The sequence below is a fragment of the Paraburkholderia sp. BL6669N2 genome, from assembly GCF_003387275.1.
Lineage (GTDB): Bacteria > Pseudomonadota > Gammaproteobacteria > Burkholderiales > Burkholderiaceae > Paraburkholderia.
In genome coordinates this window covers 2,867,684-2,880,464 of record NZ_QUNA01000001.1, presented here as the reverse complement: position 1 = coordinate 2,880,464, position 12,781 = coordinate 2,867,684, and the positions used below count along the sequence as shown (strand labels likewise).

General features: G+C 64.0%; 12 protein-coding genes. 3 read left to right on the top strand and 9 right to left on the bottom strand.

All coding sequences use genetic code 11. The features are described from left to right. Positions 1–55: 55 nt before the first annotated feature. Entirely contained in the window at positions 56–598 is a 543-nt protein-coding gene (gene ruvC / locus B0G80_RS13030; RefSeq protein ID WP_106284025.1) for a crossover junction endodeoxyribonuclease RuvC, read from the bottom strand. Positions 599–726: 128 nt separating this feature from the next. Between ruvC and B0G80_RS13025 the strand changes: the two genes are divergently transcribed. Then, complete coding sequence (locus B0G80_RS13025; protein ID WP_116118267.1) at positions 727–966, top strand: hypothetical protein; 240 nt, start codon at positions 727–729, stop codon at positions 964–966. 237 nt (positions 967–1,203) lie between these two features. On the opposite strand, the gene purH is transcribed toward B0G80_RS13025, so the two are convergent. From purH to B0G80_RS13000, 5 genes are all read right to left on the bottom strand, one after another. After that, positions 1,204–2,769, bottom strand: coding sequence for a bifunctional phosphoribosylaminoimidazolecarboxamide formyltransferase/IMP cyclohydrolase (gene purH, locus B0G80_RS13020; RefSeq protein ID WP_116118266.1), 1,566 nt, complete (start codon positions 2,767–2,769; stop codon positions 1,204–1,206). Positions 2,770–2,824: 55 nt separating this feature from the next. Next, positions 2,825–3,058 (bottom strand): Fis family transcriptional regulator, encoded by a 234-nt coding sequence (locus tag B0G80_RS13015; protein WP_007180440.1) that lies wholly within the window; start codon positions 3,056–3,058, stop codon positions 2,825–2,827. Next, positions 3,055–4,119 (bottom strand): tRNA dihydrouridine synthase DusB, encoded by a 1,065-nt coding sequence (gene dusB / locus B0G80_RS13010; RefSeq protein WP_116118265.1) that lies wholly within the window; start codon positions 4,117–4,119, stop codon positions 3,055–3,057. Before dusB ends, B0G80_RS13015 begins: the two co-directional genes overlap by 4 nt. A 240-nt stretch (positions 4,120–4,359) precedes the next feature. Continuing rightward, the gene (locus tag B0G80_RS13005; protein WP_116118264.1) at positions 4,360–5,766 is read right to left on the bottom strand and encodes a UbiH/UbiF/VisC/COQ6 family ubiquinone biosynthesis hydroxylase; all 1,407 of its coding nucleotides are present in this window, start codon (positions 5,764–5,766) and stop codon (positions 4,360–4,362) included. Positions 5,767–5,772: 6 nt separating this feature from the next. After that, complete coding sequence (locus B0G80_RS13000) at positions 5,773–7,179, bottom strand: aminopeptidase P N-terminal domain-containing protein (protein ID WP_116119643.1); 1,407 nt, start codon at positions 7,177–7,179, stop codon at positions 5,773–5,775. 203 nt (positions 7,180–7,382) lie between these two features. Between B0G80_RS13000 and B0G80_RS12995 the strand changes: the two genes are divergently transcribed. Beyond that, positions 7,383–7,997 (top strand): glutathione S-transferase C-terminal domain-containing protein, encoded by a 615-nt coding sequence (locus B0G80_RS12995; protein WP_181919950.1) that lies wholly within the window; start codon positions 7,383–7,385, stop codon positions 7,995–7,997. A 302-nt stretch (positions 7,998–8,299) separates the two neighbouring features. Further along, entirely contained in the window at positions 8,300–9,058 is a 759-nt protein-coding gene (locus tag B0G80_RS12990; RefSeq protein ID WP_116118262.1) for a M48 family metallopeptidase, read from the top strand. Positions 9,059–9,195: 137 nt separating this feature from the next. Here the strand turns inward: B0G80_RS12990 and lnt are convergent, their stop codons facing one another. From lnt to B0G80_RS12975, 3 genes are all read right to left on the bottom strand, one after another. Then, positions 9,196–10,899, bottom strand: coding sequence for an apolipoprotein N-acyltransferase (gene lnt / locus B0G80_RS12985; protein ID WP_116118261.1), 1,704 nt, complete (start codon positions 10,897–10,899; stop codon positions 9,196–9,198). A gap of 60 nt (positions 10,900–10,959) precedes the next feature. Then, the gene (locus B0G80_RS12980; RefSeq protein ID WP_116118260.1) at positions 10,960–11,853 is read right to left on the bottom strand and encodes an HlyC/CorC family transporter; all 894 of its coding nucleotides are present in this window, start codon (positions 11,851–11,853) and stop codon (positions 10,960–10,962) included. A gap of 201 nt (positions 11,854–12,054) precedes the next feature. Continuing rightward, entirely contained in the window at positions 12,055–12,780 is a 726-nt protein-coding gene (locus tag B0G80_RS12975; RefSeq protein ID WP_258878885.1) for a gamma-glutamylcyclotransferase, read from the bottom strand. Position 12,781 lies beyond the last annotated feature (1 nt).

Genomic DNA, 12,781 nt, shown 5'->3' with positions numbered 1-12,781 from the left:
AGGGCGAGTGTAGCGCAGCGCGTGAGCGCCGAGTGGACAGCGAGTTACGCGTAAATTACCCCACCAAACGTCCGCGCCTCACCCGCAGCCCCTTCTTCGCCAGCGAAGGCGCAATGCCGCCCAACGTGCTTAGCGTCGTGCCGCCGTGTGCGTGGCAGATTGCCATGCCGAGCGCGTCGGCGGCGTCGGTGCCGGGTACGCCGGAGAGATTGAGCAGGCGCACCACCATCTGTTGCATCTGCTCTTTGGTTGCGCGGCCGTAGCCCACCACGGCCTGTTTCAATTGCAGGGCCGTATATTCGGCGACCGGCACGCCACCCGCGACCAGTCCGCAGATCGCCGCGCCGCGCGCCTGGCCGAGCAGCAAGGTGGATTGCGGATTGACGTTGACGAACACTTTTTCAATCGCCGACTGATCCGGCGAGTGCTGGCGGATCAATGTGGAGATGCCTTCGAAGATAGTGCCCAGACGCGACGGCAAATCGGCGTCGGCGGTTTTGATGACGCCGCTTGCGACATAGCTGAGCTTGTGGCCGCTTTGGTCGATCACGCCGAAGCCGGTCACGCGCAGGCCGGGGTCGATGCCGAGAATTCTCATGAGGTGCCGCAAATGCGGTAAAAACCAGGTGCTTGCGATACTACAACACCCGCGCCGCGTGGCGATCGGCGCGCGGCGATGTCGGCGGAATTAAAACTGCTGGATGGGCTGCAAGGAGGCATTCGCACATGGAGCGCTATCGGAATCTCAGCGGCGACTCGGGCGTCGAGGCGTATGAAATTGGCGACGATTTCGTCGCAGTCCGCTTCAGGCACGGTGTGGTGTATTGGTACACCGAGGCCAGCGTCGGCGCACGGCATGTCGCTGCGTTGAAACGTCTCGCGCAACGCGGGCAGGGGCTCAGCACTTATATCAGCCAACACGCTGATGTGAGCGGCGGCTATGCGAGAAAGGAACCGGACGACTGAGCGACGCGCAACGCGGAGCGCGCGCACGGCAGAGCCGGACCAAGCGGCACACGCGACACAACCGGCACAAGCGACACAACCGGCACACGCGGCACAAGAGCCGCACCAAAGGCCCCCCCAACGCCACGCCAAAAAAACGGCCCGGCGAATAATTCCGCCAGGCCGTTTCCCTAAACCTCAACCTTCACCAGCAACCCCGGTTTCAACAAGAACCCGGCGCCACTGCCAACCCCCAAATCAATGCCGGAAATGTCGCACGCCCGTCAGCACCATCGCGATATTGTGTTCATCCGCCGCGCTAACCACTTCATCATCGCGCATCGAGCCGCCCGGCTGAATCACGCAGGTTGCGCCTGCCGCCACCACCACGTCGAGGCCGTCGCGGAACGGGAAGAACGCATCCGACGCCACCGCCGAACCGGCGAGCGTCAAACCGGCATTCTGCGCCTTGATGCTGGCGATGCGCGCGGAGTCCACGCGGCTCATCTGGCCGGCGCCGACGCCGAGCGTCATGCCGTTGCCGCAGAACACGATGGCGTTCGACTTCACGAACTTCGCCACGCGCCACGCGAACAGCAGATCGTCCATTTCCTTCGGCGTCGGATGACGCTTCGTGACCACGCGCAATTCGTGCGGCTGCACGTTCTTCGAGTCGAGCGATTGCACCAGCAGGCCGCCGCCCACGCGCTTCAGATCGAACGCGTTATGGCCTTCGCCCAGCGCGATTTCCAGCAGACGCACATTCTGCTTGGCCGCGAACACCTGGCGCGCTTCGGCGCTGAACGACGGCGCGATCAGCACTTCGACGAACTGCTTGGCTACGGCTTGCGCCGCGGCTTCGTCCACTTCCCGGTTGAAGGCGATGATGCCGCCGAACGCCGAGGTCGGATCGGTCTGCAGCGCCTTGGCGTATGCATCGTGCGCATCCGCACCGAGCGCCACGCCGCACGGATTTGCGTGCTTGACGATCACGCAGGCCGGCACGTCGAAAGTCTTCACGCATTCCCACGCTGCGTCCGAATCCGCAATGTTGTTGTACGACAGTTCCTTGCCTTGCAACTGGTTGTAGTTCGCCAGCGCGCCGGCCGGCACCGACAGGTCGCGGTAGAACGCCGCGCTCTGATGCGGGTTTTCGCCGTAGCGCAGATCCTGCACCTTCTCGAACGCGAGGTTGAACGTCGCCGGATACGTGTTGCGCGACGAGTGTTGCAACTCGTCGGTCAGGCTCGTCAGATAGTTCGTGATCGCGCCGTCATATTGCGCGGTGTGCGCGAATACTTTGGTGGCGAGGCGGAAGTTGGTCTTGTACGACACGGCATTGCTGTTCGCGCGCATTTCGTCGAGCACGACCGCGTAGTCGGCCGGATCGACCACCACCGTCACGTCGCGATGGTTCTTCGCGGCCGACCGCAGCATGGTCGGGCCGCCAATGTCGATATTCTCGATCGCGTCTTCCAGCGAGCATTCTTCTTTCGACACGGTCTGCACGAACGGGTACAGATTCACCACCAGCAGGTCGATGGTCGGAATGTCGTGCTTTTCAAGCGCTGCCATGTGTTCCGGCAGATCGCGGCGCGCGAGAATGCCGCCGTGCACCTTCGGATGCAGCGTTTTCACGCGCCCGTCCAGCATTTCCGGGAAGCCCGTGTAATCGGCGACTTCGGTGACGGAGAGACCCGCGTCCGCGAGTAGTTTCGCGGTGCCGCCGGTCGACAGGATCTTGACGCCGAGGTCCGACAGCGACTTGGCAAAGTCGACAATGCCGGACTTGTCGGAAACGGAGATGAGCGCTTGCTTGATCATGATGAAGACGAAAAGCCGAAGGGAAACGTGGCAGGGCGCCTGAAACTACAACGAACTACAACAACCCGTGCTGTTGCAGTTTCTTGCGCAGCGTATTGCGGTTGATGCCGAGATACTCGGCGGCCAGCGATTGATTGCCGCCGGCCTGCTCGAGCACCACTTCGAGCAAGGGTTTTTCTACGCAGGAAATGACCATGTCGTAGACGTCGTGCGGATTAGAGCCGTCGAGGTCCTGGAAATACATTCCCAGGCTGTCGCGGACAGATTGTTCGATATTGTTCTTGCTCATGCTGCTAGTCGGTCGGTTTGGTCCGGCTCGCCGTTTTCGTTGAGCGTCTCGTCGACGTAGACGAGACGGTCTGAGATCGCCTTTTGGGCGTCGAAGAATTCGTTGACGGCGAGGAGTTGTTCGCGCGTGGTGTCCAGCGTATTCATGCGATGCCGGAACACGTTGGCGCCAGAAAGGCCGCGAGTGTACCAGCCGATGTGCTTACGCGCAGTGCGGACACCGGTAAATTCCCCGTAGAACGCGTAGTGGTCTTCCAGGTGCTCGTTCATCACCTGCTGGATTTCGTCGATGCGCGGCGGCGGCAGCAACTCGCCCGTTTGCAGGAAGTACTCGATCTCGCGGAACAGCCATGGGCGCCCTTGCGCGGCGCGGCCGATCATGATGGCGTCCGCGCCGGTGGCGGCGAGCACCTCGCGCGCCTTGTGCGGCGAGGTAATGTCGCCGTTGGCGACCACCGGAATGCGCACCGCCGCTTTCACCGCGGCGATGGTCTCGTATTCGGCGTCGCCGTGGTACAGGTCGGCGCGCGTGCGCCCGTGCACGGTCAGCATGGAAATGCCGGCGGCTTCGGCCAGATGCGCGACGTTCAGCGCATTCTTGTTCTCGCGATCCCAGCCCGTGCGAATCTTCAGCGTGACGGGCACCGCGTCGGGCCCGACGCCCACGGCGCCGACCACGGCCTCGACGATGCGCTGGACCAGCGGCTCGTTCTGCAACAGGGCTGAACCTGCCGCCACGTTGCACACTTTCTTGGCCGGGCAGCCCATGTTGATGTCGATGATCTGCGCGCCGTTCGCCACGTTGTAGCGGGCCGCTTCGGCCATCATGGCCGGATCGGCGCCGGCGATCTGCACGGCGATCGGCTCGACCTCGCCCGCGTGGTTGGCGCGGCGCATGGTCTTCTCGCTTTTCCACAACTGCGCGTTCGAGGCGACCATTTCCGACACCGCATAGCCCGCGCCCAGCCGTTTGCACAGTTGCCGGAACGGCCGGTCGGTCACGCCGGCCATAGGCGCGACGAACAGGTTATTACGCAGATTGTGGGGGCCGAGAGTGGGCATAACGTGAGACGCGGTGGACGCGGGCGCAGCCGATTGCTCAATTTTCTGTCAATCGGAGCGTTCGCGAAATGCGAGAGAAAACCGCTATTTTAGCGTTAACGGATACCCGGCACCCGACATGTGACTGTCGTAACCCATTAAATCTTCTATGAAAGTGCGCCGGTTCATAGAACCGGCGCTGCCAGCGCCGACCCTTGCGCGACGGGCAAAAAGGCCGCGCGGCGCGAGCGCGCGGCGCGCCTAGCGGCGCTGTCCGAACATCATTTGCCGTGCCAGCGCGGTTTTTACCGGCGGCAGGAATTCGAGCGCGGTAAGAGCGAGGCCGCGCATGACGGCCAGCGGCGCGAAGTCGACGGTAAAGAGACGAGCGAGCGTGTCCGTTGCGCCGATCGTCAAGCGCCGGTCGAGCGCGCGGCGTTGCGCGAAGGTGGCCAGCGCGAGCGGGGTCGGACCTTCCGCCGACAAGGCGTCGGCGAGCGCGTGCGCGTCGCGCAGACCCAGATTCAGACCTTGGCCCGCGACCGGATGCAGCGTCTGCGCCGCGTTGCCGATCGCGACGATGTGACCGTTCACCAGCGTTTCCACCGCGTTCAGTCCCAACGGGAACGACGCGCGTCCCTTGATGTGCGTGAAACGGCCCATGCGGTCACCGAACGCGGTGCCGAGTTCGCGCAGGAAGTCTTCGTCGGAGAGTTGCGCGCGGCGCGCGGCTTCATCGGGCGTGCAGCACCAGACCAGCGCGTAGTCGGCGCCGCGCACGCCGCCCATCGGCAGCAATGCGATGGGCCCTTGCGACGTGAAGCGCTCCCACGCCACGTGCGGTTGCGGCGCGGAAACAGTCACCGTGCCGACCAGCGCGGTTTGTCCATAGTCGCGCGAGCCCGGTTCGACGGCGCCTCGGCCGGCGCGGCGCACGGCGTCGCCGTCCCGGCCGCTGTGCTGATCAGCGGTTTTCGCCGCGCTATCCGCGGCTCGGCTGCCGGTTCTGTCGTCGTAGCCGCTGCTTTCGCCGCGGTCGTGGCCGACTTCCTCGTCCGTACTCATGCGCGTGTCCCTGTCGGCGCGTTTTGCCGCGCGTTTAGCAGACTTCTGATCGCCGAACAGGCCGCCTTCGGCATTCACCAGAATGCGCGTGCGCAACTGACGCGTGACGCCCGCGGTTTCGATCGGCAGCGTGACGCCGTCGAATTCCTGCGTCGGCGCCGCAGCCGAAGTGGAGCGGAACCAATGCACCGAGGTCGCGTGGACCGCCTCGGCGAGACCGTGCACGATCGAGCCATAGCGCAGCACGTAGCCGAGCGCCGGCAAGCCGTGCTCGCCATGATCGATCAGCGTGCGGCCGAAGTGCCCGCGCTGCGAGACGTGGATGCGCTGGATCGCGGTGGCGTCGGCGGGCCAGCGCAGCGGCTCCAGGATCATCCGGCTGCCGTGCGACACGGCGATTGCGCGCGGATCGGCAATCGAATCTTCCGGCTCGCGCGCGTCGACGAGCGCGATCTTCAACTCCCGTGTCGCGCTGCGGCGCGCCAGCCAGCCGGCCAGCGCCAGCCCGACCGGACCGGCGCCGACGATCGTCACGTCGAAATCGAAGGGCTGGCCGGCCGCGGCGGGCTTCAGGATCACCGTCGACTGGGAAACGTCGTTCATTGCGGGTTACTTCCTTGATTCATATGCCGCGCGGGCTTCCTGCATCAGCGCCTCGATTTCGTCGGCGGCGACCGGCACCTCGCGGGTCATCAGTTCGCAACCGGTCGGCGTGACGATGGCGTCGTCCTCGATACGGATGCCGATGTTCCAGTAGCGCTCGGGCACGCCTTCGGTCGGCCGGATATACAGGCCGGGCTCGATGGTCAGCGTCATCGACGCCTGCAGCGTGCGCCACGGCAGCGTGCCCGCTTCGTCGCGCGGCGCGCCGCGTTCGCGGTAGTCGCCGACGTCGTGCACGTCCATGCCGAGCCAGTGGCCGGTGCGGTGCATGTAGAAAGGCGCGTAGGCGCGCTCTGTGATTACGTCGTCGACCGAGGCGAATTTCGCGCGATCGATGATGCCGGTGTCGAGCAGACCCTGCGACAGCACGCGCACGGCGGCCTGGTGCGGGTCGTCGAAGGTGGCGCCGGTGCGAGTGGCGTCGATCGCGGCCTGCTGCGCGGCCAGCACGATGTCGTACAGCTCGCGCTGCGCCGGCGTGAAGCGGCCGCTCGCGGGGAAGGTGCGGGTGATGTCGGACGCGTAGCCGTCGAGTTCGCAGGCCGCGTCGATCAGGATCAGGTCGCCGTCCTGGGCAATCGCGTTGCCGGCCGGGTAGTGCAGCACGCAGGCGTTCGCGCCGGCCGCGACGATCGACGTGTAGGCCGGCGCCTGCGCGCCGAACTTGCGGAACGTATAGAGCAGCTCGGCTTCGAGTTCGTACTCGCGCACGCCCGGATGGCACGCGGCCATGGCGCGACGATGCGCCTGGGCGGAAATCTGCCCGGCCCGGCGCATGATGGCGAGTTCGTGATCGTCCTTGATGAGCCGCATCTCGTCGAGCAACGGGACGAGATCGCGCGCGGCCGCCGGCGCGGCGACACCGCCGCGGCTTTGCGCGCGCACCGCGTCGAGCCAGCCGCGCACCCGCTCGTCAAGTTGCGCCGAAGCACCGAGCGCGTAATGCAGCGACGGCTTGTCGGCGAGCAGTCGCGGCAGTTGCGTATCGATTTCGCCGATGGCGAACGCCGCGTCGAAACCGAAGGCGGCGCGCGCGCCGTCAGGGCCGAAGCGGAAACCTTCCCACGTTTCGCGCTCGACGTTTTTCTCGCGGCAGAACAGCACCGACGCCGGTTCGCCAGGCGCGGCGCTGGCGTCGAGCACCAGCAGCGCTTCGGGCTCGGTGAAACCGGTCAGGTAATAGAAGTAGCTGTCATGCCGATACGGATAATCGGCGTCCCGGTTGCGTAGTGCTTCCGGCGCGGTCGGGACGATGGCGACGCCGCCGCCCGCTGCCCGCAGCGCGGCGAGTACGCGTTCACGGCGCGTGCGGTAGACGTCGATGGCGATGGTGAGTTCGGTCGGCTGGTTCATCGTGCGATTGTAGCGCCCATGCGCGGAGTTATTTTGCGCGGGATACTCCTGGAAGCGGCGGCCACCGCGTCGGCGGCGCTGTTGCAATCCGTCCACAGCAAGTCCCCGTGCGGCTCGCGAAGCGCCGGCGTGACGCTTCTGAACGCTCGTGAACGCCGTCAAGCACTTATACTTTCGCCGGATTCAGAAAAAGGCAGATGGTAATGATGAAACTCATCGGTTCGCTCGCCAGTCCGTTCGTGCGTAAAGCGCGGATCGTGCTGGCCGATAAGAAGATCGACTACGAACTGGTGCCCGAGAATGTCTGGGCGCCGGACACCCGCATTCACACTTTCAATCCGATCGGCAAGGTGCCGTGCCTCGTGATGGAAGATGGCGAAGCAGTGTTCGACTCGCGCGTGATCTGTGAATACGTGGATACGCTTTCGCCGGTCGGCAAGCTGATTCCCCAGTCAGGACGTGAGCGTGTCGAGGTTCGCTGCTGGGAAGCGCTCGCCGACGGCGTGCTGGACGCGGCGGTGCTGATTCGCCTCGAAGGCACGCAGCGCGCTCCGGAGCAGCGCGTGGACGCTTGGGTCGCGCGCCAGCAGCGCAAGATCGACGAAGCCCTGGTCGCGATGGCGCAGGGATTGGGCAGCAAGACGTGGTGCGCGGCCAATCACTACACGCTCGCCGATATCGCGCTGGGTTGTGCATTGGGTTATCTGGATTTCCGCATGCCGGAATTGAACTGGCGCGAACCGTATCCGAACCTGGACAAACATTTCCAGAAGCTCTCGCTGCGTCAGTCGTTCATTGATACGGCGCCTTCCGACTGAATAGTGAGCTAAATGGATGCGAGGCGATGCTGGCTTGAATCACGTCCTCCGCATATCGGAAAGTTTGCAAAATAGTGTCATTAGGCTTCCAGAGTCATGAATTAAAGCTTACGTTTGTGGTAAAAATGCGCCTGTCCGTCAGGCGCATTTTTTTTGTCTTTGGCGGGCTGTAAATGCGTCCATGCGGGTTTATGCAATTTACATAACGGTTTCTTTTCCTGCCGATATGAAACCTGTTGCGAACAGGCGGTGCATTAAAAGCGCGCCGCAGAAACGAATAACATCGTAGAGAGACTTCCACCATGAAATCGTACCGCCTTGCCATTGCCGTTTCCGCCTGCGCTTTATTTGCAGCGTGCTCGAATGTCGGCAACGTCGATCCGTCCGCGCTGATCAAGTCCGGCCAGATGGCCACTCAGGCTGCCACGCTGAGCGACGCCGACGTGCGCGCCCTGACTGACAAGTCGTGCGCGCAACTCGACAGCGAAAACAAGATTGCCGCCGCGAACAGCAACTACCAGAAGCGGCTGAACAAGATCGCCGCGCAACTGGGCGACAACATCAACGGCACGCCGGTGAACTACAAGGTGTATATGACCAAAGACGTCAACGCGTGGGCCATGGCCAACGGCTGCGTGCGCGTCTACAGCGGTCTGATGGACATGATGAACGACAACGAAGTGCGCGGCGTGGTGGGCCATGAAATGGGCCACGTGGCGCTCGGCCACACGAGAAAGGCGATGCAGGTCGCGTATGCGACTTCCGCGGCACGCTCGGTGGCGTCGTCGGCGGGCGGGGTGGCGGGGGCGCTGTCCGGTTCGCAGCTCGGCGATTTTTCGGAGAAGCTGATTAACGCGCAATTCTCGCAAACGCAGGAAAGCGCCGCGGACGATTATTCGTTCGACTTGCAGAAAAAGAAGAATCTCGATCCGTCGGGATTGGTGACGGCATTCAACAAGCTCGCCGCATTGGATGGCGGTAAATCGAGCATGTTGAGTTCGCATCCGGCTTCGCCGGCGCGTGCACAGCATATTCAGCAGCGCATTGCTTCGAACCAGTAAATTTGATTCGAGATAAAACGCGCGCTCGCGGTATTCCGCGGCGCGCGTTTTTTATGGCGGTGTTTCCCGCTGGTTTGATTCGCGCGCGCCGCTTTTATACCGGCGGCGCGCGGGATCGATGCGCTTGATCGCGCGGCTTATTGCTTGCCGTTGCGCCGCCGCGTAATGCCCGGCCCGAATGCAAAGCCGAACGCCAACAGCAGCAACGAAACCGCCAGCACGGTGTTATTGCCACTCGTGATGTAAGGCGTGCTGCCCGTGGTTCCTTGCACGGTGACATCGAGCGAGCCGATCGTGTAAGGCGTTAGGCGTCCGATCACCTTGCCATTTGCATCGATCGCGGCGGTCATGCCGGTGTTGGTCGCGCGCAGCATCGGGCGCCCGGTTTCCAACGAGCGCATGCGCGCGATCTGCAGATGCTGATCGAGCGCGATCGTGTCGCCGAACCAGGCGAGGTTGGTCGAGTTGACCAGCACGCCGGCGGGCGTAGCGCTTTCGCGGATGGTCCGCGCAATCTCCTCGCCGAAAATGTCTTCGTAGCAGATGTCCACGGCGACCGGCTGGTTGTGCACCATGAATGGCTTCTGCACCGGCGCGCCACGGAAGAAATCGCCGAGCGGAATGCTCATCAGATTGACGAACCAGCGGAAGCCCCACGGCACGAATTCGCCGAACGGCACGAGGTGGTGCTTGTCATAGCGATACACGTCGCGCGTGCCGGGCGTGACGCCGAACAGGCTGTTCGTATAGTCGATTACCTGGCCTTCCGGCGTGATCGTGCCGCCGATCGCGCCGAACAGAATCGCGCTGCCGGTCGAGTCCGAGAAGTTGCGCACCGCCGAGGCGAACGGCGCCGGCAACTGCTGCGCGAGCACCGGGATGGCGGTTTCCGGCGTGACGATCAGATCGGCGGGTTTCGAGGTGATCATTTGTTGAAACTGATCGATCGCGGCGCGCATGCCGGATTCCTCGAATTTCATTTCCTGTTTGACATTGCCCTGCAGCAGACGCACGGTCAGCGGCGCGTTGGCCGGCACCGTCCATTGCACGAGCGGCAGCAGCAGGCCGGCGGCGATTAGCGCCAGTGCGATCGCGCCCGGCACGGCGACGCGCGCCACGCCCGGTTTCGCGCCGTTATTGCCGGTGTTGCCGGCCCGGCTTTGCTTGCGCGAGGAGAGGAACGCGAGCAAAGCCTGCACGATTAGCGCGGCCACCAGCGCCAGCATCCAGCCGACGCCGTACACGCCCGCCACCGGTGCAAAGCCGGCAAACGGACCGTCCACCTGAGCGTAACCGCTCGCCAGCCACGGAAAGCCTGTGAACACCGTGCCGCGCAACCATTCGCCGATTGCCCACGCGCTCGCGAACGCTAGCGCGCCATGCCAGGTCGGCGAGAAGGGCGTGTCGTCGGCGGCCGCGCCGTTGCGCGCGTGTCCGGCGCAGAACGACCAGACGCCCGCCGCCAGCGCCGGATATATCGCCAGATACAGCGAGAACAGCACGACGGCCGCGCCGGCGAGCGGCGCCGCCATGCCGCCGTAGAAATGCATGCTGACGTAGAGCCACCACACGCCGGTCACGAAATTACCGAAGCCGAATGCGCCGCCCGTCAGCGCCGCGCTTTTCCAGCCGGTGCTGCGTGTGAGCCAGGCGAAGAAGAACGCGAAGATCGCGAGTTCGAGCCAGCCGCCGTGCGGTGTCGGCGCGAACGAGAGCGTATTGCCCGCGCCCGCGGCCAGCGCGACCAGGTAATGCCAGCGCGGCAGCGTGCGGCCAAGGGTTTGCTGGGCGGCAGAAGCGCTCACGCTGCGGCGCGAACGGGAAGTCATCGGGTCGGCCATTGTTGCGCGGTCGGCGTGAGGAGTTGGAGAGGCGGGAACAAGACCCAGCGAAAAGTGGGCTCAGGTCTGCACGTGCTGCGCTTCGCGCTCGCGCTGGCCCGCGAGCGGATCGCGGCGCACCAGCAGCATGTGAATCTGGCGGGCATCGCCGCGCAGAATCTCGAAGATCAGATCGTCGAGGCGGACTTTTTCGCCACGATGCGGCACCCGTCCGAAATGATGCGTGACGAGTCCGCCGATCGTGTCGACTTCATCGTCCGAATAGTGCGTGCCGAAGGCCTCGTTGAACTGTTCGATTTCGGTCAGCGCGCGCACGCGGAAACGTCCGTCCGGCGAGGCGATGATATTGCCGCTTTCCTCGTCGAAATCGTATTCGTCTTCAATATCGCCGACGATCTGTTCCAGCACGTCTTCGATTGTGATCAGGCCGGCCACGCCGCCGTATTCGTCGACCACGACCGCGAGGTGATTGCGATTCACACGGAAGTCGTGCAGCAGCACGTTCAGGCGCTTCGATTCGGGGATGAACACGGCGGGGCGCAGCATGCCGCGCACGTCGAACTCTTCTTCGGCGTAATAGCGCAGCAGGTCTTTGGCCAGCAGCACACCGATGATGTTGTCGCGATTGCCCTCGTAGACCGGATAGCGCGAGTGCGCTTTTTCCAGCACGTAGGGGATGAATTCGGCGGGATTCTCCGCGATATTGATCGCGTCCATTTGCGCCCGCGGCACCATGATGTCGCGCGCGCTGAGTTCGGACACCTGGAATACGCCTTCGATCATCGACAGCGAGTCGGCGTCGATCAGGTTGCGCTCGTGCGCATCCTGCAGAATTTCCAGAAGTTCGGCGCGCGAGTCGGGCTCGGGCGAGATGAAGTCGGTCAGACGCTCGAGGAGTGAGCGCTTTTCCTGCGGTTTGTCGAGTTCGCGTCGACTGGGATACGTGTCGTTCATGGTAGTGCGCCCGGCAAGACTGGGCGCGCTGTTGCAGAGCATTAAGGATACACCAGGCACATGGCAGGACCGTGTCCCGCCCGGCTGGGCGATGAGTGAAGCTGGGGTGAAGCGGCTCCGCCGTGAGGACGGGCGTGGGTCAATCCTAACTGATTACGCGCGGAAAAGCGTTTTCGGGAAAAAAAGCGCCGTTCGCCGCGGTCATTTCTGGTCTGCTTTCTGGCCCGCTTTCACGTTCGCTTCGCGGCTTTCCTCGCGGCACCGTTCGAGCAGCGCTTCGAGCGCGCGGTCGGGCATGCCGCTCTCACGCAGCGCATGGACTGTCCGGCTGACGTAGTCGAGCGTGGTGCCGTAGCGCCCGCTCGCGCAGCCGAACACGGTCTTGACAATGTCGTCGCGCAGCTTGCCGGTGTAGCTGGGCACGTCACGGCGCATGACGAAGGCGAGTGCGTCGACGCGCCGGCCGTCGGCGAGCACGCAAGGCAGCCACGCCGGGCGGTACGAGCCCATCGCCATTTCGCGGCGCCAGAGCGCTTCGAGATGCGGCATCGAGCCTTCGGCCGCGAGCCGGAATGCGATGCCGGTGCACGAGCCGCCGCGATCGAGCGCCAGCACGAGGCCGGGCTGTTCGGGCGTGCCACGATTCACGCGCGACCACAGATAGAGCCCGCGGTGATAGCCGTGGACCTTCGAACGAGTGGCTTCGACGGTAGGCAGGCCGGGATTCCAGATCAGCGACCCGTAACCGAAGAGCCAAAGGTCGCTCTTGCGGTCCCAGTCGCGCAACGTGCATTCGAGCGACGCGCGCAACTCCTCGTCCGTCAGAAGCCGCGATTCGCCGAGCGCCGGCGGATAGTCCGGGCACGGTGTTCGGGTGTCGGCTTCAGGAGAAGAGATGCTCACGATGGTTTCGAACGGATTGGACATT

Bases quoted from the DNA above. Each gene is read 5' to 3' on its own strand.
- ruvC (WP_106284025.1), bottom strand. From the start codon at position 598: ATGAGAATTCTCGGCATCGACCCCGGCCTGCGCGTGACCGGCTTCGGC.
- B0G80_RS13025 (WP_116118267.1), top strand. From the start codon at position 727: ATGGAGCGCTATCGGAATCTCAGCGGCGACTCGGGCGTCGAGGCGTAT.
- purH (WP_116118266.1), bottom strand. From the start codon at position 2,769: ATGATCAAGCAAGCGCTCATCTCCGTTTCCGACAAGTCCGGCATTGTC.
- B0G80_RS13015 (WP_007180440.1), bottom strand. From the start codon at position 3,058: ATGAGCAAGAACAATATCGAACAATCTGTCCGCGACAGCCTGGGAATG.
- dusB (WP_116118265.1), bottom strand. From the start codon at position 4,119: ATGCCCACTCTCGGCCCCCACAATCTGCGTAATAACCTGTTCGTCGCG.
- B0G80_RS13005 (WP_116118264.1), bottom strand. From the start codon at position 5,766: ATGAACGACGTTTCCCAGTCGACGGTGATCCTGAAGCCCGCCGCGGCC.
- B0G80_RS13000 (WP_116119643.1), bottom strand. From the start codon at position 7,179: ATGAACCAGCCGACCGAACTCACCATCGCCATCGACGTCTACCGCACG.
- B0G80_RS12995 (WP_181919950.1), top strand. From the start codon at position 7,383: ATGATGAAACTCATCGGTTCGCTCGCCAGTCCGTTCGTGCGTAAAGCG.
- B0G80_RS12990 (WP_116118262.1), top strand. From the start codon at position 8,300: ATGAAATCGTACCGCCTTGCCATTGCCGTTTCCGCCTGCGCTTTATTT.
- lnt (WP_116118261.1), bottom strand. From the start codon at position 10,899: ATGGCCGACCCGATGACTTCCCGTTCGCGCCGCAGCGTGAGCGCTTCT.
- B0G80_RS12980 (WP_116118260.1), bottom strand. From the start codon at position 11,853: ATGAACGACACGTATCCCAGTCGACGCGAACTCGACAAACCGCAGGAA.
- B0G80_RS12975 (WP_258878885.1), bottom strand. From the start codon at position 12,780: ATGTCCAATCCGTTCGAAACCATCGTGAGCATCTCTTCTCCTGAAGCC.